This window comes from Solilutibacter tolerans, assembly GCF_900155935.1.
GTDB classification, from domain to species: domain Bacteria; phylum Pseudomonadota; class Gammaproteobacteria; order Xanthomonadales; family Xanthomonadaceae; genus Solilutibacter; species Solilutibacter tolerans.
Window position 1 is genome coordinate 47,076 of the sequence record NZ_FTLW01000006.1, and the last position, 23,908, is coordinate 70,983.

Annotated in this window: 25 protein-coding genes and 2 pseudogenes; 4 read left to right on the top strand and 23 right to left on the bottom strand. The window is 61.4% G+C overall.

Features of this window, described 5'->3' with window-relative positions:
- Positions 1 to 113: 113 nt before the first annotated feature.
- From BW989_RS13025 to BW989_RS11725, 9 genes and pseudogenes are all read right to left on the bottom strand, one after another.
- Positions 114 to 454 (bottom strand): annotated as a pseudogene (locus BW989_RS13025) (TniQ family protein); the annotation flags it as partial.
- A gap of 74 nt (positions 455 to 528) precedes the next feature.
- Positions 529 to 1,734 carry an ATP-binding protein gene (locus BW989_RS11690; protein WP_165688605.1) on the bottom strand — a complete coding sequence of 402 codons (1,206 nt, stop codon included), beginning with the start codon at positions 1,732 to 1,734 and terminating at the stop codon, positions 529 to 531.
- A 447-nt stretch (positions 1,735 to 2,181) separates the two neighbouring features.
- Positions 2,182 to 2,451 carry a hypothetical protein gene (locus BW989_RS11695; protein WP_129582921.1) on the bottom strand — a complete coding sequence of 90 codons (270 nt, stop codon included), beginning with the start codon at positions 2,449 to 2,451 and terminating at the stop codon, positions 2,182 to 2,184.
- 21 nt (positions 2,452 to 2,472) lie between these two features.
- A complete protein-coding gene (gene arsJ / locus BW989_RS11700; protein WP_076588503.1) occupies positions 2,473 to 3,699 on the bottom strand; it encodes an organoarsenical effux MFS transporter ArsJ in 1,227 nt (408 codons plus the stop codon).
- Between the two features lie 5 nt (positions 3,700 to 3,704).
- Positions 3,705 to 4,712, bottom strand: a complete 1,008-nt coding sequence (locus BW989_RS11705) for an ArsJ-associated glyceraldehyde-3-phosphate dehydrogenase (protein ID WP_076588505.1) — start codon at positions 4,710 to 4,712, stop codon at positions 3,705 to 3,707.
- Between the two features lie 16 nt (positions 4,713 to 4,728).
- Positions 4,729 to 5,244 carry an arsenate reductase ArsC gene (locus tag BW989_RS11710; protein ID WP_076588507.1) on the bottom strand — a complete coding sequence of 172 codons (516 nt, stop codon included), beginning with the start codon at positions 5,242 to 5,244 and terminating at the stop codon, positions 4,729 to 4,731.
- A gap of 30 nt (positions 5,245 to 5,274) precedes the next feature.
- Positions 5,275 to 6,300, bottom strand: a complete 1,026-nt coding sequence (gene arsB, locus BW989_RS11715) for an ACR3 family arsenite efflux transporter (RefSeq protein WP_076588604.1) — start codon at positions 6,298 to 6,300, stop codon at positions 5,275 to 5,277.
- 44 nt (positions 6,301 to 6,344) lie between these two features.
- Positions 6,345 to 6,863, bottom strand: a complete 519-nt coding sequence (locus BW989_RS11720) for an arsenate reductase ArsC (RefSeq protein WP_076588606.1) — start codon at positions 6,861 to 6,863, stop codon at positions 6,345 to 6,347.
- A gap of 8 nt (positions 6,864 to 6,871) precedes the next feature.
- Positions 6,872 to 7,234: an ArsR/SmtB family transcription factor gene (locus BW989_RS11725; protein ID WP_076588509.1), complete on the bottom strand. Its 363-nt coding sequence runs from the start codon at positions 7,232 to 7,234 to the stop codon at positions 6,872 to 6,874.
- 61 nt (positions 7,235 to 7,295) lie between these two features.
- Between BW989_RS11725 and BW989_RS11730 the strand changes: the two genes are divergently transcribed.
- Positions 7,296 to 7,907, top strand: a complete 612-nt coding sequence (locus BW989_RS11730) for a PhoU domain-containing protein (protein ID WP_083688568.1) — start codon at positions 7,296 to 7,298, stop codon at positions 7,905 to 7,907.
- A gap of 436 nt (positions 7,908 to 8,343) precedes the next feature.
- On the opposite strand, the gene BW989_RS11735 is transcribed toward BW989_RS11730, so the two are convergent.
- Together BW989_RS11735 and glmS are read right to left on the bottom strand one after the other, a co-directional pair.
- Positions 8,344 to 9,177, bottom strand: coding sequence for a TnsA endonuclease C-terminal domain-containing protein (locus BW989_RS11735; protein WP_076588513.1), 834 nt, complete (start codon positions 9,175 to 9,177; stop codon positions 8,344 to 8,346).
- 136 nt (positions 9,178 to 9,313) lie between these two features.
- A complete protein-coding gene (gene glmS, locus BW989_RS11740) occupies positions 9,314 to 11,143 on the bottom strand; it encodes a glutamine--fructose-6-phosphate transaminase (isomerizing) (protein ID WP_076588515.1) in 1,830 nt (609 codons plus the stop codon).
- Positions 11,144 to 11,225: 82 nt separating this feature from the next.
- Between glmS and BW989_RS12990 the strand changes: the two are divergent.
- Positions 11,226 to 11,474 (top strand): annotated as a pseudogene (locus tag BW989_RS12990) (hypothetical protein); the annotation flags it as partial.
- Positions 11,475 to 11,503: 29 nt separating this feature from the next.
- On the opposite strand, the gene glmU reads toward BW989_RS12990, so the two are convergent.
- Positions 11,504 to 12,871, bottom strand: a complete 1,368-nt coding sequence (gene glmU / locus BW989_RS11750; protein ID WP_076588520.1) for a bifunctional UDP-N-acetylglucosamine diphosphorylase/glucosamine-1-phosphate N-acetyltransferase GlmU — start codon at positions 12,869 to 12,871, stop codon at positions 11,504 to 11,506.
- A gap of 86 nt (positions 12,872 to 12,957) precedes the next feature.
- Here glmU and BW989_RS11755 point away from each other — a divergent pair, with 86 nt between their 5' ends.
- Positions 12,958 to 13,356 carry a GtrA family protein gene (locus BW989_RS11755; protein ID WP_076588522.1) on the top strand — a complete coding sequence of 133 codons (399 nt, stop codon included), beginning with the start codon at positions 12,958 to 12,960 and terminating at the stop codon, positions 13,354 to 13,356.
- Positions 13,357 to 13,404: 48 nt separating this feature from the next.
- On the opposite strand, the gene BW989_RS11760 is transcribed toward BW989_RS11755, so the two are convergent.
- The 9 genes from BW989_RS11760 to BW989_RS11800 all read right to left on the bottom strand — a co-directional run bounded on the left by BW989_RS11760 (position 13,405) and on the right by BW989_RS11800 (position 20,532).
- On the bottom strand, positions 13,405 to 13,836 hold the full coding sequence (locus tag BW989_RS11760) for a F0F1 ATP synthase subunit epsilon (RefSeq protein WP_076588524.1): 432 nt from the start codon (positions 13,834 to 13,836) through the stop codon (positions 13,405 to 13,407).
- 33 nt (positions 13,837 to 13,869) lie between these two features.
- A complete protein-coding gene (gene atpD, locus BW989_RS11765) occupies positions 13,870 to 15,291 on the bottom strand; it encodes a F0F1 ATP synthase subunit beta (protein WP_076588527.1) in 1,422 nt (473 codons plus the stop codon).
- A 45-nt stretch (positions 15,292 to 15,336) separates the two neighbouring features.
- The gene (atpG, locus tag BW989_RS11770; protein WP_076588529.1) at positions 15,337 to 16,203 is read right to left on the bottom strand and encodes a F0F1 ATP synthase subunit gamma; all 867 of its coding nucleotides are present in this window, start codon (positions 16,201 to 16,203) and stop codon (positions 15,337 to 15,339) included.
- Between the two features lie 78 nt (positions 16,204 to 16,281).
- The gene (gene atpA, locus BW989_RS11775; RefSeq protein ID WP_076588531.1) at positions 16,282 to 17,832 is read right to left on the bottom strand and encodes a F0F1 ATP synthase subunit alpha; all 1,551 of its coding nucleotides are present in this window, start codon (positions 17,830 to 17,832) and stop codon (positions 16,282 to 16,284) included.
- A 75-nt stretch (positions 17,833 to 17,907) separates the two neighbouring features.
- On the bottom strand, positions 17,908 to 18,435 hold the full coding sequence (locus tag BW989_RS11780; protein WP_076588533.1) for a F0F1 ATP synthase subunit delta: 528 nt from the start codon (positions 18,433 to 18,435) through the stop codon (positions 17,908 to 17,910).
- Position 18,436: 1 nt separating this feature from the next.
- Entirely contained in the window at positions 18,437 to 18,907 is a 471-nt protein-coding gene (locus BW989_RS11785; RefSeq protein ID WP_076588535.1) for a F0F1 ATP synthase subunit B, read from the bottom strand.
- A 95-nt stretch (positions 18,908 to 19,002) separates the two neighbouring features.
- Positions 19,003 to 19,299 carry a F0F1 ATP synthase subunit C gene (gene atpE / locus BW989_RS11790; protein WP_129582923.1) on the bottom strand — a complete coding sequence of 99 codons (297 nt, stop codon included), beginning with the start codon at positions 19,297 to 19,299 and terminating at the stop codon, positions 19,003 to 19,005.
- A 61-nt stretch (positions 19,300 to 19,360) separates the two neighbouring features.
- Positions 19,361 to 20,167 carry a F0F1 ATP synthase subunit A gene (gene atpB, locus BW989_RS11795; protein WP_076588538.1) on the bottom strand — a complete coding sequence of 269 codons (807 nt, stop codon included), beginning with the start codon at positions 20,165 to 20,167 and terminating at the stop codon, positions 19,361 to 19,363.
- Entirely contained in the window at positions 20,167 to 20,532 is a 366-nt protein-coding gene (locus BW989_RS11800) for a hypothetical protein (protein ID WP_076588540.1), read from the bottom strand. The genes atpB and BW989_RS11800 overlap by 1 nt, the downstream gene beginning before the upstream one ends.
- Before the next feature lie 240 nt (positions 20,533 to 20,772).
- Between BW989_RS11800 and BW989_RS11805 the strand changes: the two genes are divergently transcribed.
- The gene (locus tag BW989_RS11805) at positions 20,773 to 20,979 is read left to right on the top strand and encodes a DUF2061 domain-containing protein (protein ID WP_076588542.1); all 207 of its coding nucleotides are present in this window, start codon (positions 20,773 to 20,775) and stop codon (positions 20,977 to 20,979) included.
- A 2-nt stretch (positions 20,980 to 20,981) separates the two neighbouring features.
- Here the strand turns inward: BW989_RS11805 and lpdA are convergent, their stop codons facing one another.
- Positions 20,982 to 22,769 (bottom strand): dihydrolipoyl dehydrogenase, encoded by a 1,788-nt coding sequence (lpdA, locus tag BW989_RS11810; protein WP_076588544.1) that lies wholly within the window; start codon positions 22,767 to 22,769, stop codon positions 20,982 to 20,984.
- Complete coding sequence (locus BW989_RS11815) at positions 22,756 to 23,907, bottom strand: mechanosensitive ion channel family protein (RefSeq protein ID WP_083688572.1); 1,152 nt, start codon at positions 23,905 to 23,907, stop codon at positions 22,756 to 22,758. Before BW989_RS11815 ends, lpdA begins: the two co-directional genes overlap by 14 nt.
- Between the last annotated feature and the right edge of the window lies 1 nt (position 23,908).

The window sequence follows — 23,908 nt, forward strand, 5'->3', positions numbered from 1 at the left end:
TCAACAGCCTGGTGCTTATGGCTGCGCGCAGACAGCACCACGCGGCTTTCAATCAATGGACGGGCATGGATCGGACACCAAATCACACCCGGGCATTGATGCAGACGCCGCCAGACAGGTGCACCCCATTCCCGTGCATCGTCTTTAGCGCACTGCGCGCAGTAACGAAGTTGGCGTGTGGCCGCTACGGCGCTAGCCGTCACGCCAACAGCCGCATGGATATCATCACCGTGGCGACTTCCAATCATCCACTGCTTGAGCATCCGCCGACGCCCAGGCAACAGCACAGAGCCGTAATACGGAAGCAGCGTATGCCTATCAATCAGATCGGTCGCTGGCATTTTTAATGCCTTGGCCAACCCCCCAGATGGCATGGAAGATCCCAGGCTGCCGCCCGATTCTCGGATCCAAGCACCTGCGCCATTGCCTGCCGCGGTGATAATCCGCCGGCCATGCGCGCATAGCGCGCCAACAGGCTGTACAGCAGTTCATCCGGTGCGGCGACCGGAAAGAACAATAATCTTCCGGTCAAAAGCCAAGCGCGCCCGGCAAGCGTACATGGCCGGCTTCAAGTAATGCGTCATGCCCCGACAAGTGTGGTTGTTGTTGCACCAACTCCCACAGGGTGAGGCCCGACGCCGTTTCCGCAGGCGCGGGGGCTTTTTTCTTGTTCGGCGCTTTGGCAGGCTTCACCGAGGTCGCTGGAGTTCCGGCTGCAGCGGCCGTTTCAGCCTCACGTCGCTGCCTCAATCCCGCCAGCACATCGTGCAGTTCTTCGGGTTTTACGCCGGCGTGGAGAAGTGCGTTCGATAAATCCGGCGCAGCAGCCACTTGCGACTTTCGTCTGCCTTTCTTGGCATTGGGCTCGAACAATCGATCAAACTCGCCGCTCATGAGTTTTGGATCGCGGCGCTTCAAATACGGGATCCAGGGAACGAACCAGGCAAACTCGGTACGCACCACGACCTCGAACAATTCCGGCGTCAGCTTCTCATCGTCCGCGCCAATCACGGTGTACTGCGCCATCTTGAAAATCTTGACGGCAATATCCGTGATGCCCTGCGACCACTCGTACAGTGCGTTCTGAAGCTTCTCGGTGAGTGGTGTAGGCTTGGAAAGCCACTGCAGCTTCCACATCTGTTCGACGAAGAAGGCCCAAGTGTCGTCGTTATCCATCGGCTGCCAGTCGATGTGCCCCAGTGACGTATTGCGTCGCCCCTGCTCGAACCCACTATTGAGCACGCTCATGGCCTTCGGCGTACCGATCAACATCACGGGCGTATGAATTTCGGTACGCAAATGAGTGAAAACATCCAGTAGTAGGCTCGCCTCCTCATCCCCCATACGGACCAATCGCTGGATTTCATCGATGACCAACAGCCCAAGACCAAGCGTGCTCATGATGTCGACCAGATTGGGAATCAGTTCGGGACCAGAACGTCGGGAGTTGTCGAATCGGCGGTGATTGTCGGTCCCCAATAGCCGGTCAAACTCTTGGAAGATGTTCATCAGCAACGTCCGTGCTCCGCCAGATGGCGGACATGCCACCCGCGCCCAGACCAGCTGTGTGCGATGAAATGGCACGCCTTGGAAGCTCTCATGGATATGCAACTGCGAGTGCAGACTGAGCACTGAGGAGACAGCGGTTGTCTTACCGACGTCGCTGAAACCGATCAAAGAAAGCCCTGGTGCCAATGTAATCGGAGCAGGAGTGGTGAATTCACGCTGATCCAAACCCTGCTTCTCAACCAACTGCCGCTGTAGGCCCAATGGAAGCGGATTGCGGCGTGCGTAGCCCGCGCGAATCATTCCGGAAATGCGATTCTCCAGCTCGAAAAATCGCGGCAGTGGCTCGACAAAATCATCCAGGCGCATCACCAATTCGCGGCGAGCATACGGCGACAGTTCGCACTCGCCCTCATAGACCCGAGGCGTACGAGCGACTTCGTCGATCACCTCTTCTTCTGTGAGTGGCCGTCGGATGGCCAACGCGAATGGATTGAACCGCGCGGGCCCGTTCACCCCCGCCGCCTGCTGATTACCTTCCACTGCCGCGATCTTCCGCGGCGTCATCTCGCCTTCCCCATCACGATCGCTGCCCCTCGGCTGGCACCGGGCTGATCCGGCAGCTAGTTGTCGCTACCAACTATATCCAAGCCATGAGAGGACTGCATGGCTCCGCTAGACGGATTGCGGCGGCACCTTGAACAGTTGCATTAGATTCTTGCCGTGCTCGGAGCGCGAGGCCGTATAAAGAATGCGATGCCGGAGCAATACCATCTTGAAGGCGTTATGCGAGGCCAGTTCTCGAGGGGTGACATGGATGACCTTAGGCACTCCCTCTTGCTTCGGCAGGGCATTGATCACGTAATACGCCACCGTGCCCACGGCGTTTCCCCTGTAGCTTCTGCACTCAAGGAAATGCGTTTCTGTCACATCAATTGCGGTCATCCCACAATCGTCCCATAGCGACTAATTAGCATCTAGCCCTTGCTGCCTGTGACGCGGAAGCAGCACCGAAATAAGAGCGGCAACCACCACCATGATCGATGAGATGACAAGGCATGCACCGATACCGGCCGACTGGAACACCCAGCCGGACAAGATGGTGCCGACCAATCGTCCTAATGCATTAGCCATGTAGTAGAAGCCGACGTCGAGCGAGACCCCATCTTCACTGGCATAGCTCACGATCAGATAGCTATGTAGCGACGAATTGATTGCGAACAGCACGCCGAACAACAGCAGACCCGTAATCAGAACCACTTGTGGCGACTGTCCTTGCGCCAACAGGAGCGCCATGACGGCGGGCACTACGGCCAGCACCACCGCCCAGCCGAAGGCCGCGCGTCCGTCCGGCAGCTTACCGCTGCGCAAACCCGTGAGATACGGCGCGAACGATTGGACGATCCCATAGCCAATGATCCACAGGGCCAGGAACCCGCCAATCTTCCAGAAATCCCACCCCAGCTGCGTGGCGAGGAACACCGGCAATGCCACGACAAACCAGACATCACGAGCACCGAACAGGAACAGGCGCGCCGCTGACAGAAGGTTGATCGCGCGGCTCTTGGAAAAGATGTCGCGAAACTTCGGCTTGCTCTTGGCCTTGCCCAGATCGCGCTTGAGCAGGGCCATGCTCAACAACCAGACCAACAGTAACGCGCCTGCCATGAAGGTCACGGCAGGACCGAACCCCACCCAGGTAAGCAACGCGCCGCCCAGGAAGAACCCGATGCCCTTGAGCGCATTCTTTGATCCGGTCAACGCCGCCACCCAGCGGAACAGCGTGCCCTGCTGATCGCCCGGCACCAGCAGCTTGATGCTGCTCTTGGCGCTCATCTTGTTGAGGTCCTTGGCGATGCCGGACAGCGCCTGCGCGGACATCACCCAAGGCACCGTCAACCACCCCGCAGGTACCAGCAGCATCGACAAGGCCACGACCTGCATCGCCAAACCGATGTTCATGGTGCGATTGAGCCCGATGCGGGCACCCAGCCAACCGCCGACGAGATTGGTGATGACACCGAAGATCTCGTAGAACAGGAACAGTAGCGCAACCTGCAGCGGGCTGTACCCAAGCGCATGAAAGTGCAGCACTACGAGCATGCGCAGCGCGCCATCGGTGAGGGTGAACGCCCAGTAGTTGCCTGTGATCAACAGGTACTGGCGAACGTCCGGCGACAGGCGTGCGAGCATGGCGATTATCGATCCGCGTTTCCGACCAGCTGCATGAGCTCAGCCGTCCGGTTCACGTAGCCCCACTCATTGTCGTACCAGGCGTAGATCTTGACCTGCGTGCCGTTGATGACCAGCGTAGACATGGCATCGACGATGCTGGAACGCGGATCGTGCAGGAAGTCGATCGAAACCAACGGCCGCGTTTCGTAGCCCAGGATGTCCTTGAGCTCGCCTTCTGAGGCTTCCTGCAGCAGGCGGTTCACTTCCTCGACCGTGGTGGCGCCCTCAACTTCGAACACGCAGTCGGTCAGCGAAGCATTCGTCAGCGGCACGCGAACCGCATGGCCGTTGAGACGCCCCTTGAGCTCCGGGAATATCTCGGCGATCGCGGTGGCCGAACCCGTCGAGGTCGGAATCAGGCTTGCCCCACAGGAACGGGCGCGACGCAGATCCTTGTGCGGAGCATCGACGATCACCTGGGTGTTGGTCAGGCTGTGGATCGTGGTGAGGCTGCCGTGACGGATGCCCAGCTTTTCGTGGATGACTTTCACCACCGGCGCGAGGCAGTTGGTTGTACACGACGCAGCCGACACAATGCGGTGCTGTGCTGGATCGAAGCGTTGATGGTTCACGCCCATCACGATGTCGAGGGTGCCGGCCGACTTGATGGGCGCAGTCACCACGACGCGCTTCACGCCCTGGTCTAGGTACGGCTGTAGCACGTCGGGCTTGCGGAACTTGCCGGAGGCTTCAAGCACCACGTCGCACCCAGACCAGTCGGTCGCCGCGAGCTCCTTGTTGCGGGTCACCGGAATCCGCTGGCCGTCGATGACCAGCGCATCGCCATCCACGGTCGCTTGATGGCCCCAACGGCCATGCACGGAATCGAAGTTCAGCAAATGCGCGAGCGTCGCGGCATCGCCGGCTGGATCGTTGATCTGCACGAACTGAAGATTGGGCTTGCCCCAGGCCGCACGCAGGGTCAGGCGACCCATGCGGCCGAAGCCGTTGATGCCAACACGAATGGTCATGAGTGATGTCTACAGGTTAAAGATGGAAATCGGTGGTGGCCGAGTTTTCGTTGATCCGGTGCAATCTGGTTTGCGCAGCGAGGCGATCCAGCCCCTCCAGAGGCAGTGACAGCAGCAAAGAAATTCGCTGCTGCAGCGCATGTATGGCATTGGTGAAGGCCTTTTGGACCTGCTCGTGTGTCCCCGTGGCATGTGCCGGATCCGACAAGCTCCAGTGCGCAGTCAGGGGATGCCCCGGCCAGACTGGGCATTGCTCTCCGGCGGCGCGATCACACACGGTAATGATGAGATCCATCTCCGGCGCATCCGGTCCCGCGAACTCGTCCCAACTTTTGCTGCGCAGCCCTTCCGTCGATATCCCCGCGCTCTTCAACACTTGCAGGGCGATCGGATGCACCTCCCCCTTCGGATGGCTACCCGCGCTGAAGTCGCGCAGGCGGTTGCGGCCCAGCGATTTAGCCAGCGCTTCCGCCATCTGGCTACGCGCGGAGTTTCCGGTGCACAGGAACAGAACGTTGTAATGGTCTTTCATGCGAAACCTCACAGGAATCAAACGATGCCTTCAGGCACGGGTGGCGTACCAGGACTTGCTGGAATTGACGATGCGAACGACGGAGAGCATCACCGGCACTTCTACGAGCACGCCGACGACGGTGGCCAGTGCGGCGCCCGAATGGACGCCAAAGACCGCAACCGCGGTAGCGACCGCCAATTCGAAGAAATTGCTCGCGCCAATCAGCGCCGAAGGCCCCGCCACGCAGTGCGCCACACCCAGCTTTCGGTTGAGCCAATAGGCCAAGCCCGAGTTGAGATAAACCTGGATCAGGATCGGCACCGCGAGCATGGCGATGATGAGGGGCTGGTCGATGATCTGGCGACCTTGGAATCCAAACAGCAACATCAGGGTCAGCAGCAGCGCGATAAGCGAGAGCGGGCCAAGTCGGCGCAGCAGAGCTGCCAGCGCCTGTTCACCGCCTCGACGCAGCACAGCACGACGAATGATCGCAGCGATGATCACCGGAACGACTATGTAGAGCGCCACGGACAGCAGGAGCGTCGACCACGGCACCGCAATCGACGAGATGCCGAGCAGTAAGCCCACGATAGGCGCGAACGCGACCACCATGATCAGGTCGTTCAGCGCAACCTGGCTGAGCGTGAACTGTGGGTCGCCATCGCACAGGTTGCTCCATACGAACACCATCGCAGTACAAGGTGCTGCTGCCAATAGGATCAGGCCGGCGACATAGGAGTCGAGTTGCTCCGCGGGCAAGTAAGGCGCGAAGACGTGACGGATGAAGAACCATCCCAGCAAGGCCATCGAGAATGGCTTGACCGCCCAATTGACGAAGACCGTGACGCCGATGCCACGCCAGTGTCCGCTGACCTGGCGCATGGCGCCGAAGTCGATCTTCAGCAGCATCGGAATGATCATGAGCCAGATCAACACCGCGACCGGCAGATTGACCTTGGCGATTTCCGCAGCACCCATTCGAGCGAATAGGCCCGGGAACGCGTAGCCGAGCAGCGTTCCGGCACCCATGCAAAGCATGACCCAGAGCGTCAGGTGCCGCTCGAAGAGTCCCATGCGCTTGGAGAGCGGTGCGTTTTCCGCCTCAAGGAGCATGTTGCTCATGCGCGGTTTCCCTCAAGCGGCCTTGCGGGAAACCGCGCATCGATGTCGACTAGCGCTTGTTGCAGCGCCTCGCGGCTCAGCGCTTCCACGGGCAGCCCGATGAGCGCCTGAAGCCGCGTCACGATTACGTCTTCGGTGCGACGAAACGCATCCTCGACGATAGCGGGATCGCCATTGATCGAGGCCGGATCCGGCAGGCCCCAATGCGCCTTCACGAAATTACCGTAGAAGACGGGGCACGACTCATTCGCCGCGCTGTCGCACACCGTGACCACCACATCAAACGCGGCGGCATCGGAACCTGCATATTCGTCCCACGACTTGCTGCGGGCGCCTTCGGCAGGAATCCCCCGTCGCCCAAGCTCGATCAACGCATTCGGATTCACGAAACCTGCGGGTTGACTGCCCGCGCTGTGTGCTTCGAAGCGGCCTTGGCCCAGGTGGTTGAGCGTGGCGGCGAACAGGATGCTGCGGGCGGAATTGGCGGTGCAGAGAAACAGCACCTTGATCGGCATGGACGGCATCACCGGACGCGGATGGATTTGACGGGGATGGCGACCTCGGCCGGCAACGCATTCGCGGCAGGTGCGCATTTGGAGGGGTCACCTCCGCAACAGTTCTGGGTCAGGTAGTCGACCAAGTCCTGCATCTCCGAGAAGTTCGCCCGGTAGCGGATGTAGCGCCCCTGCTGCTCGGCTTCAATCAGGCCAGCATGCGCGAGGGTCTTCAGATGAAAGGACACCGTCGCCGGGGGGAAGTCGAACTTATGGATCAAATCACCCGGGAATGCGCCTTCCGGCCCCAATTCGACCAGATGACGAAAAATCGCGAGACGGGAGGCATGGGCCAGCGCACCTAGGGCAGTAACGGCTTCTTTCATATCCATGCTTCTAGTATGTTAGAATAATCGAAGGAAGACAAGCCCCAATGTCTCCCGGGAGCTGGTCATGAGCAGTTCGAGTGCGGAGTCCGGTTTTAAACGGATCGTCGATGCCCTCACCGAGTCGGCACGAACGTGCCAAGCCCGTCTGGCTCAGGTGACACGCACTTTGGAGCGTTCAAACGGGCTCGACGCAATGCAGGACGATGAAGCCCAGCATCTGCAACGCATCGAGGCATGGGTGATCGAGGGGCTGGCGAGCCACGGCGGCAGCGCCGTTCGTGCGGTTTCCGCGCTGCGCATCGCCAACGACTTGCGACGCATCGATCAGCTCCTGTCTGACCTGGCCCGCCGCCTTCCGCACCCGATGCCTGCGCTACCTGGTGACACGGCAGACCAGGTTCACCACGTTATTGAACTCACCCTGGTGCAACTCGGTGCCTGCCAGGACTGCCTGACGCCCCAGAACTTGGGGCGAATCCAACGCGTTGTGTCCGAAGAAACCTTCCTCGACGATTGGTACGACATCCTGCTCGGCGACGTCCTGGACGAACTCGCCGAGAAACGACTGTCAAAGGCCGACTTGATCCCGGTACTAACAGTGGCCCGCGCCTTGGAGAGCATCGGCGACCATGCGCGGGACATTGCCATCAATGCAGCGGCACTTGACCGGTCATAGTTGGTGGCCAAAGCGTTCTTCTGCTTTCCGCTTTGCCAGTAACGACGCAGGTCGCGAATCAAGGTATCGCGCTTGCGACCACTCTCCTTCTCTGCCTGGGTCAAGAGGCTTGCACGAAGTACACGATCGAAGCACCTTGGGTCGTCTTGGACAATGCTTTCGACGGCACTCCAGTTTCTCTCGAGTCGCTCCGCATGCTTGATTTCACGAGTCGTCAGATAGACGAACTCGTCCACACCAGGAGTCAAATCGCCTTTATCCCAGGCTTGATCGAGCTTCTTGGCGGACATCATCTTTGGAAGCGCCTTGTCATCGTCCAGCGCTATCGTTACTGCAACATCCTGTGCCCGATCCAGCCAGAGGATGCGTTCTCGCTGAACTGGCCCCTGCTTCTTACTGACTCGCTGTACGACCATGCCAATGGCGGGCAGGCTACTCATGCCACCCCCCTTTCGAGTTGTTCGGGTTCGAATGAGTCGGGCAGGAGACCCAAGACTTCATGTGTCCTAATTGGCTCGCGCATGTCGATGCGCCACGATTTATTCGCCAATTGATGCCTGACCAGGAACAGGCACGTCCCTGGCTCAATACCAAGTTTGCGATCAACGCCTAGACACGCATGGGCCAAGGACTCGTCCTTTGCCTCGATGGCAGTTCGAAGTGTCGGCAGGATGTCTGGCAGCGGGAGTGATGCTATGTACTCTTGGTCTTCAAGCATCTGGACGCTATGAACCCATTCGATGTTCTGGGCCATTGCCCAGGGAATTTCCGCCTCGGTAACGATCGCCCAATCGACGCAACGCGCTTCCCAAAACTGCCTCTCCAACTCCAAACCAAGCACCTGCGCTCTCTTGCTCAAGTCTTTCGCGGGCTTAATAAAGCGCGCCTGGCGGAGGACTTGGTCCTCTGCCTGAAGGTCGATCACAAAGTCGGTGGTCCTCACCCTAGGCTCGCCATCATCCACCGGGATACGCGCACCGATGCGTTCTGCCAGCACGAGGGTCTCCTCGAGCGGCAGCAGGGGAAACTGTTCGTAGTAGTCGACGACCGCGTCCGACCACTCGAGCAGATAGGCAAACGCGGTCTCGATATCCGAGAAGCACTGGATCACCCGACCGCTCTTCCAGCTCTTGAACCGGCTCGCCTTTCCCCTTGAGGAGAAGTCGCGGACATGGATCCAAGGGAGGTAGTTCTGACCGGCGCCTTGTCCGCGGCCTGCCTTTATCTGGCGTTCCGTCCAGAGGTATCGGGGCGACTCGTCCGCTGTCATCTGCGCTTCCTTTTTGCGCGTTTTCAGCGGGCTATCACGACCACCCCAACTATATTGCCAATTACCCGAACACTTTTTGTTTTAATCCCCAACATTAATGGCACGCCCCACCCCGCTTGCTTTTTTCATGCGTGGGTCACTCCACCGTGACCGATTTGGCCAGATTGCGCGGCTTGTCCACGTCCGTGCCACGCGCCAATGCCGCGTGGTAGGCCAAGAGTTGCACGGGGATGGAGTGCACGATGGGCGACAACACACCAACATGACGCGGCGTGCGGATGACGTGCACGCCTTCGGATTCGCTGAAGTGGCTATCGGCATCGGCAAAGACAAACATCTCGCCGCCGCGTGCACGGACCTCCTGAATGTTGGATTTCACTTTTTCCAGCAAGCTGTCGTTCGGTGCGATCACCACCACCGGCATATCGCTATCGACAAGCGCCAGCGGCCCATGTTTGAGCTCACCGGCGGGATAAGCCTCAGCGTGGATGTAGCTGATCTCTTTCAGCTTCAACGCGCCTTCGAGCGCGATCGGGTAATGCACGCCCCTCCCCAGGAACAAGGCATGATGCTTCGGTGCAAAGCGTTCGCTCCAGGTTGCAATCTGCGGTTCCAGATTCAAGGCATGCTGCACGCTGCCAGGCAAATGACGCAGCGCTTCGACGAGTTCTGCTTCACGCCCCTCATCCAACCGACCACGCAGTTTCGCCAAGGTGCAGGTCAGGATGAACAAGGCGACCAACTGCGTGGTGAAGGCCTTGGTCGATGCCACACCGATCTCTGCACCGGCGCGGGTGTAGAACACCAGCTTGCTGGCACGCGGGATCGCGCTTTCCGGCACGTTGCAAATGGACAGCGTCTTGTCTTGCCCCAGTGACTTCGCGTACTTCAGCGCCTCCATGGTGTCGAGGGTTTCTCCCGACTGCGAGATGGTGACGATGAGCTGCTTCGGGTTGGCCACTACCTTGCGGTAGCGATACTCGCTGGCGATGTCCACATTGCAGGCGATGCCGGCGATATCTTCCAGCCAGTACTTCGCCACCATGCCGGCGTAGTAGCTGGTACCGCAAGCGAGGATCTGCACCGACTCGACATCCCCCAGCACCTCGGCCGCATTGTCGCCGAAGAGCTGCAAATCGAAGCATCCCAGATCCGCCACGCCTTCGATGGTGTCGGCCAGCGCACGCGGCTGCTCGTGGATCTCTTTCTGCATGAAGTGGCGATAGGGCCCAAGCTCGAGCGAGGCCAGCGAGACGTCCGACACATGGACCTCGCGCTCGACCTCGGCGTCGTTGGCATCGAACACGCGGGCGCTCGCGCGCGTGAGTTCCGCGGTGTCACCTTCTTCCAGGAAGATCACACGGCGGGTTGCCTGGATGATCGCTGACACATCGGAGGCAACGAAATTCTCGCCATCCCCCAAACCGATCAACAGCGGGCACCCCATACGCGCGACGACCATCCGGGTCGGATCGTTCTGGCTGACCACCGCGAGCGCATACGCGCCATGCAGCTCCTTGACAGCGCGCTGCAAGGCAGCGAGCAGATCGTTCCCACCCGCCATGTGGTGATGAATGAGATGTGCGATGACTTCGGTATCGGTCTGAGATTCAAACTGATAACCGAGTGCCTGCAATCGCTCACGCTGCTCTTCGTGGTTTTCAATGATGCCGTTGTGAACCAGGGCAACGCCCTCACTCATGTGCGGATGCGCATTCGTCTCGGTCACGCCGCCATGCGTGGCCCAGCGAGTGTGACCGATGCCAAGCTGCGCGCTGAGGCCATCGGCGAGCGCGGCGGCCTCCATCTCGGACACGCGGCCGGTGCGACGCACGCGGCGCATGCTCTCTTCTTCAACCACTGCGATGCCCGACGAGTCGTAGCCACGATATTCCAGGCGCTTGAGTCCCTCGATCAGGACCGGGACCACGTCACGCTGCGCGATGGCGCCTACAATTCCACACATGCTGAGTACTCCCAAGCCAAGCTGCTGATTTTAGACGATTTAGCCTCGTGTTCCTCGTTTTCCCTTCCCAGACACGCTTAACTACCTTATCGTCGCCAGCAATCCAGGGCCTTCGGCCGCCAATGGCACGGTGATACAGGATACGGTCGTCAGCGGGCTTTCCTGCACAGCCGCCACCTGCAGCACAACCACGGGGGGCGCGACCTGCCCTGGCGGCATCACGGCCCCCGCCGCCCTCTCCTTGGGAGCATTGCAGGCAGGGGGCTTGGCCATCACGACCTTCCCGCCGGGCAGCACCGTGACGCTAACGCTGACGTGCAGCGTCAACTGATTCCTCAGGCACTGCGCACGGCTGGCTGATCAGCTCTTGGTCGGCCGGCGCCAGCCTTCCAACGTTTGCTGGCGGCCACGCGCGACAGTCAACGCATCCTCTGGTGCATCTTTGGTGATGACCGAGCCCGCGCCGATCGTCGCCCCAGCGCCAATCTTGACCGGCGCCACCAAGGCGCTGTTGGAGCCGATGAACGCGCCGTCGGCAATCACGGTGGTCGACTTGTTCACGCCGTCGTAGTTGCAGGTGATGGTGCCTGCACCGATGTTCACGCCTGCGCCCACCTCGGCATCGCCTATATAGCTCAAGTGATTGGCCTTGCTGGATACGCCCAGCACCGACTTCTTCACCTCGACGAAGTTGCCGATGTGCACGCCATCCGCGAGCACGGTACCGGGACGAAGCCGGGCGAACGGGCCGATCATCACCGCGCCTTCGGTGCGTGCACCTTCCAGATCAGAGTGCGCACGCACTTCCGTGCCCGGGCCGAGCACCACATCCTTCAAGCGGCAGAACGGGCCGATTTTCACGCCTTCGCCCAGCACCACCTCGCCTTCGAAGATGACGTCGACATCTACCTCGACGTCGCTCTCGGCGCGGACGGTGCCGCGCACATCCACACGCGCGGTGTCGGCAAAACGGATGCCCTGCACGCACAGCGCCTTGACCTCGCGGCGCTGGAAGGCGCGCTCGAGCTGCGCCAATTGCCACGGGTCATTCGCGCCTTCGGTTTCCATCGGGTCAGCGACATGGATCATTTCGGCGGCGGTGTATTCGTGTGCGGCCTGCGCAAAGACATCGGTCAGGTAGTACTCGCCCTGCGCATTCTCATTGGAAAGATTCGCCAGCCAGCTCTTCAGTGCATTGCCATCCGCTGCAAGGATGCCGGTATTGATCGTGTTGATGCGACGGATTTCCGCATCGGCATCCTTTTCTTCGACGATGGCACCGACATTGCCCTCGGCATCGCGGACGATGCGGCCATACCCGGTCGGGTTGTCCAGATCCGCCACCAGCACCGTCAAACGCGCTTCCTTGGCCAGCAAATGACGCAGGGTATCGGGCGTGATCAGCGGCACATCGCCATACAGCACCAGGACGCGGGCACCATCGGGAATCTGATCAATGACTTGTTGCACGGCATGACCGGTGCCCAATCGCTCGCGCTGCTCCGCCCATTGCAGGTCGGCCTGGTCGGCAAAGGCTTCACGTACTTGCTCACCCCCATGCCCATACACCACGTGGATGCCGGCCGGCGTCAGCGCCCGCGCCGCATCGATCGCATGCGCCAGCATCGGGCGGCCGGCAATCTTCTGCAGCACCTTGGGGGTGCGGGACTTCATGCGCTTGCCCTCGCCGGCGGCGAGGATGACGACATGCAACGGGGCGTCGGTCATGCGGAGTTTCCTGGTCTTTTCCGGGATTTTACGGGACGCGCTGCTACCATGCGGCACCTTATGGATATCGCCCGCCCCCAAGTCGAATGACACTGCGCAAACACTTGGGTGGTTACACAGCCATCGGCCTGGTCCAGTGGGTGGTCGAATACGGTCTGATGTTGGCGCTCAGCGAGTGGGTGATGCCGGTCGCGCCCGCCAATGTCATCGGCCGCATCTGCGGCGCCATGCTGGGCTTCTGGCTCAACGGGAAATGGACCTTCGCCGGCGACGACACGCACGTGGGTCGTCGCGCACTGCGACGCTTCGTGTTGATGTGGATCGGCCTGACGGTCGTCAACACCTGGGCCGTGCACCTCATCGATGCTCATTTCGGCTTGCGCATGGCGCAGTTGTTGAAGCCGGCGGCAGACCTTGCCTCCGGTGCCATCGGCTTCCTGCTTTCACGTCATTGGGTCTACAACAAGCCGGACAGCCACGCATGAAAAAACCGGCGCAAGGCCGGTTTCTTCGTTGAACACTGCCGCAAGGACTCAGTGCTTGAGGTTCTTGCGCAGGCGCTCCAGCGCCGCCAACTGGGCGCTGACTTCGGCCAGACGCTTCTGCGCTTCGACGATTTCCATCGCCTCGCCACGGCCCTGCAGGATGCGCTCGGCTTCTTCCTTGGCTGCGCGAACCGCCGCCTCGTCGATGTCCTGCGCGCGCACGGCGGTGTCGGCCAGCACGGTCACGACTTCCGGCTGCACTTCCAGCATGCCGCCCGAGATCGCAAAGTCCAGATGCTCGCCGGACGGCGTGGTCACCACGACCTTGCCGGGCTTCAGACGCGTGATCAGTGGCGCGTGCTTGGGCGCGATGCCCAGCTCGCCGACTTCACCGGTGGCCACGACCAGCACGGCCTCACCGGAGTAGATCTGCGCTTCAGCGCTGACGATGTCGCAGCGGATGGTGGTCTCGCTAGCCATGCAGTTCTCCGATTAACTCTCAGTTCGCGGCGATCAGGCCGCGAGCTTCTTCGCCTTCTCGATGGCTTCTTCGATGCCGCCGACCATGTAGAACGCCTGCTCCGGGATGTCGTCGCATTCGCCGTCCACGATCATCTTGAAGCCGCGGATGGTGTCCTTCAGCGACACGTACTTACCCGGCGAGCCGGTGAACACTTCGGCCACGTGGAAGGGCTGCGAGAAGAAGCGCTCGATCTTGCGCGCGCGGGCCACGGCCAGCTTGTCTTCTTCCGACAGCTCGTCCATGCCCAGGATCGCGATGATGTCCTTCAGCTCCTTGTACTTCTGCAAGGTACCCTGCACACGACGCGCGGTGTCGTAGTGCTCGTTGCCGATGACGTTCGGGTCCATCTGGCGGCTGGTGGAGTCCAGCGGATCCACGGCCGGGTAGATGCCGAGCGATGCGATCTGGCGCGACAGCGTGACGGTCGAGTCCAAGTGGGCAAACGTGGTCGCCGGCGACGGGTCGGTCAAGTCATCCGCGGGCACGTACACGGCCTGGATCGAGGTGATCGAACCGGTCTTGGTCGAGGTGATGCGCTCCTGCAGGACGCCCATTTCCTCGGCCAGGGTCGGCTGGTAACCCACGGCCGACGGCATGCGGCCCAGCAGCGCCGACACTTCGGTACCGGCCAGCGTGTAGCGGTAGATGTTGTCGACGAAGAACAGCACGTCACGGCCCTTGCCGCTGGCGTCCTTCTGGTCGCGGAAGTACTCGGCCATGGTCAGGCCGGTCAGCGCGACGCGCAGACGGTTGCCCGGCGGCTCGTTCATCTGGCCGTACACCATTGCCACCTTGGACTCCGGCAGGTTGTCCACCTTGACGACGCCGGCTTCCTGCATCTCGTGATAGAAGTCGTTGCCTTCGCGGGTACGCTCACCGACGCCGGCGAACACCGACAGACCCGAGTGCTGGGTGGCGATGTTGTTGATCAGCTCCAGCATGTTCACGGTCTTGCCGACGCCTGCACCGCCGAACAGGCCCACCTTGCCGCCCTTGGCGAACGGGCACATCAGGTCGATCACCTTGATGCCGGTCTCGAGCAGGTCATTCGTGGCTGCCTGATCTTCGTACGAAGGCGCGGGGCGATGGATTTCCCAATGCGCTTCCGAGTTGATCGGGCCGACTTCGTCGATCGGGTTGCCCAGCACGTCCATGATGCGGCCAAGGGTGGCTTCACCCACCGGCACCGCGATCGCGCGACCGGTGTTGTCGGCAACGAGGCCGCGCTTCAGGCCGTCGGTCGAGCCGAGGGCGATCGCACGCACCACGCCGTCACCCAGCTGCTGCTGCACTTCCAGCGTGATGTCGGTGTTCTGCACCTTCAACGCGTCGTACACCTTCGGCACGCCTTCGCGCGGGAATTCGACGTCGACGACGGCGCCGATGATCTGGACGATCTTGCCTTGGCTCATGGTGGTTTCCTCAGTCTCTAGTCTTGTCGTTGCGTCGCTTGGGCGTCAGACCGCTGCCGCGCCGCCGACGATTTCCGAAATTTCTTGGGTGATGGCCGCCTGGCGGGCCTTGTTGTAGACCAGGTTCAGCGTGCCGATCAGCTTGGTGGCGTTGTCCGATGCGGCCTTCATCGCCACCATGCGGGCGGCGTGCTCGCTGGCGACGTTTTCCATGACGGCCTGGTACACCAGCGACTCGACGTAACGGGTCATCAGGTGCTCCAGCACCGTTTGCGCGTCGGGTTCGTAGATGTAGTCCCAGCTGTGACGGCCCATCTGGGCATCGGCCGGGGGCAGCGGCAGCAGCTGGTCGAACGCCGCGCGCTGGGTCATGGTGTTGACGAAGTCGTTGTAGCAAAGGAACACGCGGTCGACGTTGCCGGCGTCATACGCATCCAGCATCACCTTGATCACGCCGATGAGTTGTTCGACGTGCGGCGTGTCGCCCAGGTGCGTGACCGTAGCCAGCATGTTGACCTTGATGCGGCGGAAGAACACCGAGGCCTTCTGGCCGATGGTGACGATGTCAACTTCCACGCCCTGCTCGTGCCACTTGCGGATCTCGCCCAGCAGCTTGCGGAACAGGTTGTTGTTGAGGCCGCCAGCCAGGCCGCGGTCCGAGGACACGACGATGTAGCCGACGCGCTTGACGCCCTCGCGCTCCACCATCCACGGATGCACGTAATCGGTGCCGTTGGCCTGCGCCACGTGGCCGATCAACTGCTTCATCGCACGCGCATACGGGCGCGAAGCCTTCATGCGCTCCTGCGCCTTGCGGATCTTGGAGGCCGAGACCATTTCCAGCGCACGCGTCACCTTGCGGGTGTTCTGCACCGACTTGATCTTGGATTTGATTTCGCGTCCGCCTGCCATCTCTTTTCTCGTGAGGGCGGGCCAAGCCCGCCGTTTCGATTGAGTTCGTCGTCTTGGGGCCTAAGCCGCCTTGATGACTTACCAGGTGCCCGTCTTGGCGAAGTCTTCGATGCCACGCTTGAACGCAGCTTCGAGCTCGTCGTTCCAGTCGCCGGTCTCGTCGATCTTCTGCATGGTGTCGGCCATGCTGTTGGCGAAGTGCGCCTGCAGGCCTTCCTCGAAGGCGCCGACCTTGGACACCGGCACGTCATCCATGTAGCCCTTGTCGGCGGCGTAGATCGACAGCGCCTGCTGGGCGACCGACATCGGCAGGTACTGCTTCTGCTTCATCAGTTCGGTCACGCGCTGGCCGCGCTCGAGCTGCTTGCGGGTCGCATCATCCAGGTCCGAAGCGAACTGCGCGAACGCCGCCAGCTCACGGTACTGGGCGAGCGCGATACGAATACCGCCCGACAGCTTCTTCATGATCTTGGTCTGGGCGGCGCCACCGACGCGCGAGACCGAGATACCGGCGTTCACGGCCGGACGGATACCGGCGTTGAAGAGGTCCGTTTCCAAGAAGATCTGGCCGTCGGTGATCGAGATCACGTTGGTCGGCACGAACGCGGACACGTCACCGGCCTGCGTTTCGATGATCGGCAGCGCGGTCAGCGAACCGGTCTTGCCCTTCACGGCGCCGTTGGTGAACTTCTCGACGTACTCTTCCGACACGCGGGCTGCACGTTCCAGCAAGCGGCTGTGCAGGTAGAACACGTCACCCGGGTAGGCTTCGCGGCCCGGCGGGCGCTTGAGCAGCAGCGAGATCTGGCGGTAGGCCACGGCCTGCTTGGACAGATCGTCGTAGATGATCAGGGCGTCTTCGCCACGATCACGGAAGTATTCGCCCATCGCGCAGCCGGAGTAGGCAGCGATGAAGTTCATCGCGGCCGATTCGGAGGCCGAAGCCGCCACGACGGTCGTGTACGCCATCGCGCCGGTTTCTTCCAGCTTGCGGACGATGCCGGCGATGGTCGAGTTCTTCTGGCCGATCGCGACGTAGATGCACTTCACGCCCGAGTGCTTCTGGTTGATGATCGTGTCGATCGCCACCGCGGTCTTGCCGGTCTGGCGGTCGCCGATGATCAGCTCACGCTGGCCACGGCCGATCGGGATCATGCTGTCGATGGACTTGTAACCGGTCTGCAGCGGCTGCGACACCGACTTGCGCCAGATCACGCCCGGGGCGATGGCTTCCACCGGCGCCGAGGTCTTGGCATCGATCGGGCCCTTGCCGTCGATCGCTTCGCCCAGCGCGTTCACCACGCGGCCCAGCAGTTCCGGACCAGTCGGCACTTCGAGGATGCGGCCGGTGGTCTTGGCCACGTCGCCTTCGCGCAGGTGCTCGTAGTCACCCAGCACCACGGCGCCGACCGAATCGCGCTCCAGGTTCAGCGCCAGGGCGAAAGTGTTGCCCGGCAGTTCGATCATTTCGCCCTGCATCGCGTCGGCGAGGCCGTAGATGCGCACGATGCCGTCGGACACGCTGGTCACGGTGCCTTCGTTGCGCGCTTCCGAGCCCAGCTTGACCTGCTCGATGCGGTTCTTGATCAGTTCGCTGATTTCGGACGGGTTGAGCGTCGTGGTAGCCATGTTGGTTTCCTGTAGAGCGAGCCTGGACCCGCCGTGTGAATCAATGTGTTTGTGCGATGCGAGCCGTGGCCCGCCTTACTGTGTCAAAGCGGCTTCAAGACGCGCCAGCTTGCCCTTGACCGAGCCATCGATGACGACGTCGCCGGCATCGATCACCGCGCCGCCGATCAACGAAGCATCCACGCCGGTTTCGACTTCGACTTCGCGACCGAAACGGCGCTTGAGCGCAGCCGTCAGGTTTTCCAGCTCCGCGTCGGACATCGGTGCGGCCGAGGTGATCTTGGCGCGCACGATCTGCTCGGCTTCCGCGCGGAACTGCTCGAACAAGCCCGCAATTTCCGGCAGCAGCTTCATGCGACCGTTTTGCGCCAACAGACCCAGGAAACCGCGCACGGCTCCGGTGGTCTGCTCTGGCGAGAGCAAAGCGACGGCGTCGGCGCGGGTCAGGCGTGGATCGCCCAGCAGGCCATCCACTTTCGGATCGGCGGCCACGCGGGCAGCAAATGCCAGTGCCTGTGACCAATAGCCGGTGCTGCCGGTTTCGCGCGCAACCTGGTAGGCAGCACGGGCGTAGGGACGGGCAAGCGTCAGCGTCTGGCTCATGTCAGATCTCGGCAGCCAATTCGTCCAGCAACGCCTTGTGCGCAGCCGGGTCAATTTCGCGGCGGATCAGCTTCTCGGCGCCACTGACAGCCAGCTGCGACACCTGCTTGCGCAGGTCTTCGCGCGCACGGTTGGCGCTGGCGGCGATGTCGGCTTCGACGATGGCCTTCTGACGCACGCCTTCCTCGATCGCGTCGTGGCGCGCGGCCTCGACGATCTGGTTGGCACGCTGGTGGGCCTGTTCGATGATCTCGTTGGCCTTGCTGCGGGCAGCCTTCAGCTCTTCGTTCGCACGTGCTTCCGCGTCGGCGAGCGCTTTCTGGCTGTTGTCCGCGGCAGCGAGGCCTTCGGCGATCTTCTTCTGGCGCTCCTCGATCGCGGCCAGCAGCGGCGGCCAGATCTTGGTGGCGATCAGCCAGATCAACGCGAAAAACGCGATGGACTGGGCGATGAGGGTGAGACCAATGTTCATAACGGTATCTCGTCAGTTTCTGCGGTCATCGCGTCTTGGACGCGGTGTTCAAGCAGGCGCGCCGGAAGTTCCGCCGCGCCTTGACTTGCCCGAGATCAGACAGCGACGACGACCAGGCGCTTGACGAATTCGCCGATGAACGGGTTGGCGAAGGCGAACAGCAGGCCGACGGCGACCGAGATGATGAACGCGGCGTCGATCAGGCCGGCGGTGATGAACATGCGGACCTGCAGGGCCGGGATCAGCTCCGGCTGACGAGCGGCGGACTCGAGGAACTTGCCGGCCATGATGGCCAGACCCAAGCCGGCGCCGAGGGCGGCGAGGCCGATCATGATGCCGACGGCCAGTGCGGTGAAGGACTGGACCTGGGCGAGGTTGGCAAGAGCTTCCATGGTGATCTCCAAACGGGTTTACAAAAGTTGAAAGGGAACAGCGATGAGGTGAAACGAAGAATCAGTGGCCGTCGTCTTCGACGAGGCTGAGGTAGACGATCGACAACATCATGAAGATGAAGGCCTGCAACGGGATGACCAGCAGGTGGAAGATCATCCAGCCCAGGCCGAATGCCGCACCACCAAACATGCCAAGGATGCTGGCACCGCCAAGCACCCAGATCAGCAGGAACACGATCTCGCCGCCGAACATGTTGCCGAACAGTCGCATCGCCAACGAAATCGGCTTGGACAGCCATTCGACGATGTTGAGGATGAGGTTGAACGGGACCATCCACTTACCGAAGGGATGGAACAGGAATTCCTTGGTCATTCCGCCGAAGCCTTTGGCTTTCAGCGCGAAGAAGATCATCAGGAAGAACACGCTGATCGACATGCCCAGGGTGGCATTGACGTCGGCGGTCGGGACCGGCTTCCAGTAGTGGATGCCCAGCAGCTCAAGCGGCTTGGCGATGAAATCGGCCGGGATCATCTTGATGAGGTTCATCAGGAGGATCCAGAAGAAGATGGTGATGGCGATCGGCGTCACCAGCTTGGACTTGCCGTGGTAGGTGTCCTTCACCTGGGTGTGGACGAACTCCAGGCAAATCTCCACGAAGGCCTGCCACTTGCCCGGCACACCGGCAGTTGGCTTGCGCACGGCCAGCCAGAACAGAAACACCATGAACAAGCCGGTCAGCACCGCGGTCACGAACGTGTCCACGTGCAACGTCATGAAATCGCCACCGCCGAAGCTATGGGTCAGGTTCTTGAGGTGGTGCTGGATGTATTCGGTCGGCGTCAGTTCGCCAACTTTTTCGGGAGCCATCACGGGTTGGAATTCCTGACTGTTTGGAACGACACGGTCACTACATAGGCAATCAACGCCGCCAGCACGCCCAGGAGCAAGGCGGCGGGCGGAAGGTTCCACACCGCGGCCGCGCCGATCATCACCACCAGGAATACCCCCCAGCGAATGACGATGCCTGCAAACCAGCGCACCAGCACGACGTTGGCGGGCGCGACGCCCTCGGTCAGCGCGATGCGCGAGGCCAACCAGCTCCCCAGCACAATCGCCACGCCGCCGATGGCGACGCCCAGACCGAAGCGCAAGCCCTGCGGCGCCAACAAACCGGCAACCACGGCGACCAGCGCCACCACCAACATCTGCCGCAAGGCGGCCTGTCTCACCATCCGCTTGGATCGGGCGACTGGATCGAACACTGGCTTCCCTACGACGACGTATGCCGAGCGAAACCGCCCGACTTAGCTTTGAAAGTATAGCAGGCGTGAAATTTGCGGGGCAACCCGGGAGGCCGTTCAGATTGGGCCGCATGCGCGATTTTTGACGCCTATCGAGACAAGCGCTGCAAACGATTGGACAAGCCAGCCCGTCTGCCTTTAAATGAGAATGATTCTCATCGGAGTCGCATCATGACCAAGACCCTCAGCTTCGCCGGCGTGCATTTCTGCGTCGCCTTCCTGGTCGGCTGGGCGATGACCGGCAGCCTGTGGGTGGGCGGCGCGCTCGCGCTGGTCGAACCGGCTTGCAACACCGTCGCCTTCCACTTCCACGAAAAGGTGTGGACGCGCATCGAGGCGCGACGCAACCTAACGTCTACGCCCCGCATCGCCGCCTGAGGTTATTTCTTCTTCGGGATGTAGAGGTCGGTGATGGTGCCGTCGAACACTTCCGCGGCCATGCCCACCGATTCGCCCAGCGTCGGATGCGGATGGATGGTGTGGCCGATGTCGGCGACTTCCGCGCCCATCTCGATGGCCAACGCCACTTCGCTGATCAGCTCACCCGCATGCACGCCGACGATGCCGCCGCCGATCACCCGATGCGTGGCCTCATCGAACACCAGCTTGGTGAAGCCTTCGGTACGGCCCAAGCCAATTGCGCGGCCTGATGCGGCCCACGGGAATTTGCCGACGCCGATCTTCAAGCCTTTTTCTTTCGCTTCGGTTTCGGTGACACCGACCCACGCGATTTCCGGATCGGTATAGGCGACCGACGGAATCACCCGCGCGACCCAACTCTTCTTCTCGCCGGCCGCGACTTCCGCCGCCAGCTTGCCTTCGTGCGTCGCCTTGTGCGCCAGCATCGGCTGGCCGACCAAGTCACCGATCGCGAATATGTGCGGCACGTTGGTGCGCATCTGGTCATCGACCGGGATCAAGCCGCGCTCACCCACGTTGACGCCGGCCTTGTCCGCAGCCAGCTTACCGCCGTTCGCGCTGCGACCCACGGCGACCAACACGCGATCAAACTGCTTGGTGCCGGGAATGCTGTCCCCTTCGAATATGCAGACGATGCCGTTCTTCTGTGCCTTCGCCTCCACCACCTTGGTCTTGAGATGCACATTGACGCCCTGCGCCTTCAGGCGCGAGGCGAGCGGCTTGACCAGATCGGCATCGGCACCCGGGATCAGTTGCGGCGCCAGTTCGACCACCGTGACCTCGCTGCCCAGGCCGCGATACACCGTCGCCATTTCAAGACCAATAATGCCGCCGCCGACCACCAGCAACTTTTTGGGCACTTCTGCCAACTCAAGCGCATCGGTCGAATCCATCACCCGCGCGTCGTCCCACGGGAAGCCCGGCAACTTCACCGCTTGCGAGCCCGCGGCGATGATGCAGTGCTGGAAACGCAGCAACTGCGTCTTGCCATCACCGCCGGTGATGATGAGTTCATTGGGCGATACGAACGTGGCCACGCCCTGCACACTGCGCACCTTGCGTTGCTTGGCCATGCCGGCCAGGCCCTTGGTCAGCTGGCCGACGACTTTCTCCTTGTAAGCACGCAGTTTGTCGATGTCGATCTTGGGCTTGGCAAACGTCACGCCAAAGTCGCTGGCGTGCGCCGCGGCATCGATGACTTCGGCGGCGTGCAAGAGCGCCTTGGACGGTATGCAGCCCACGTTGAGGCACACGCCGCCCAGGGTGTCGTAACGTTCGATGATCACCGTGTCGAGACCCAAATCCGCCGCGCGAAACGCCGCGGTGTAACCACCAGGACCTGCGCCAATCACGACCATCTGACATTCGATGTCGGCTTGTTTACCGCTGGACGCCGCGGCTTGCGGTGCGGGCCTCGTCTCGGCTGCCGGCGCAACGGCTGGCTTGGGTGCTTCGGCTTTCGGCGCCTCGGGTTTGGCCTCGGCAACTGCGGCCGGCGCATCGCCCACCCCTTCGACCTCGATCACCGCAACCACGTCGCCTTCGGACAGTTTGTCTCCTAGCTTCACGCGCAGCTCTTTCACCACGCCCGCGGTGCTGGAGGGCACTTCCATCGTCGCTTTGTCGGATTCGAGCGTGACAAGACCTTGGTCTTTCGTCACCACATCACCCGGTTTGACCAGGATTTCGATCACCGGAACATCGGCATCGCTGCCAATATCGGGGACGCGTACTTCAGTCGTTGCCATGCGGTTTGCTCCGTTCTGTGGCGGCGGCTTCTTCCGCCTCGGTCTTTTCTTCTTCGATCACGCGCTTGGTGTCGGCTTCGGCGTCATTACGCGAGAGCTCGGCACGCTCGGCGTCACTCAACTTAAGCGTGTCTTGGGTGTCGCTCTTCGCCTTCCTGGTTGCAATGGTTTCACCACGCAACACCTTGATCGCCTCATCACCTTCCATCCCGAACAACGTGCGTACATGCAGGTCGCGCTGCGGGAACGGAATCTCGATTTCGTACTTCTTAAGCGCTGTGTCGAGCTCCCACATGTACGCGGCCTTCACCGCCACGTTGCGGCGCGCGGCCTCTTCGGTCAGCCACACGGCAAGGATGAACTCCACCGCACTGTCGCCAAAATTAACCAACCACACTTGCGGCGCACGATCCCCTTCCATACTGAGTGTGAAGGGGACTTTGGATGCTGCTTCGAGCGCGGCTTTTTTCACCAACTCCTTGTCGACGCCGTAGGCCACACCAAACGGCACCCGGATGCGGCGATTGACCGAGCGATACGTCCAGTTGGTGACGCGTCCGCTGACGAACTCGGAATTCGGCACCAGGATGTCGATGTTGTCGTTGGTGGTGATGCGGGTAGCGCGAATGTCGATCGCCTTGACCACGCCACGAACGTTGTCGTCGATTTGCACGAAGTCGCCGACTTTCAGCGAGCGATCGAACAGCAGGATCAAGCCCGAGACAAAGTTGCTGAAGATCTGCTGCAGGCCAAAGCCCAGGCCCACGCCGAGCGCACCCGCGAAGATGGTGAACTTGCTGAGCGGCAATCCCAACGCATTCAGTGCCAACATCACACCGATTGCCAGCAACACGTAGTGGACGATGCGCGAGACCGTGTACAGGGCCGCGTGGCTGGCCCGCGGATTACGCTTGTCATAGCGGCTGATGGCACCACGGATCAACTTGGAGATCACGAGCGCGCCAATCACCGCAAGCACCGCACCGACGATGCCGCCGACCGTCAAACTGAAATCACCTATTTGCAGCAACTTGGTGGAGAGATACGGCTGCAGATCAGCCAACGCGCGACCGCCGGCATCTTCTGCCACGTCGCGCGCACGTTCGATCTTGTCGCCGATCTCGGGCTGCAATCTCATG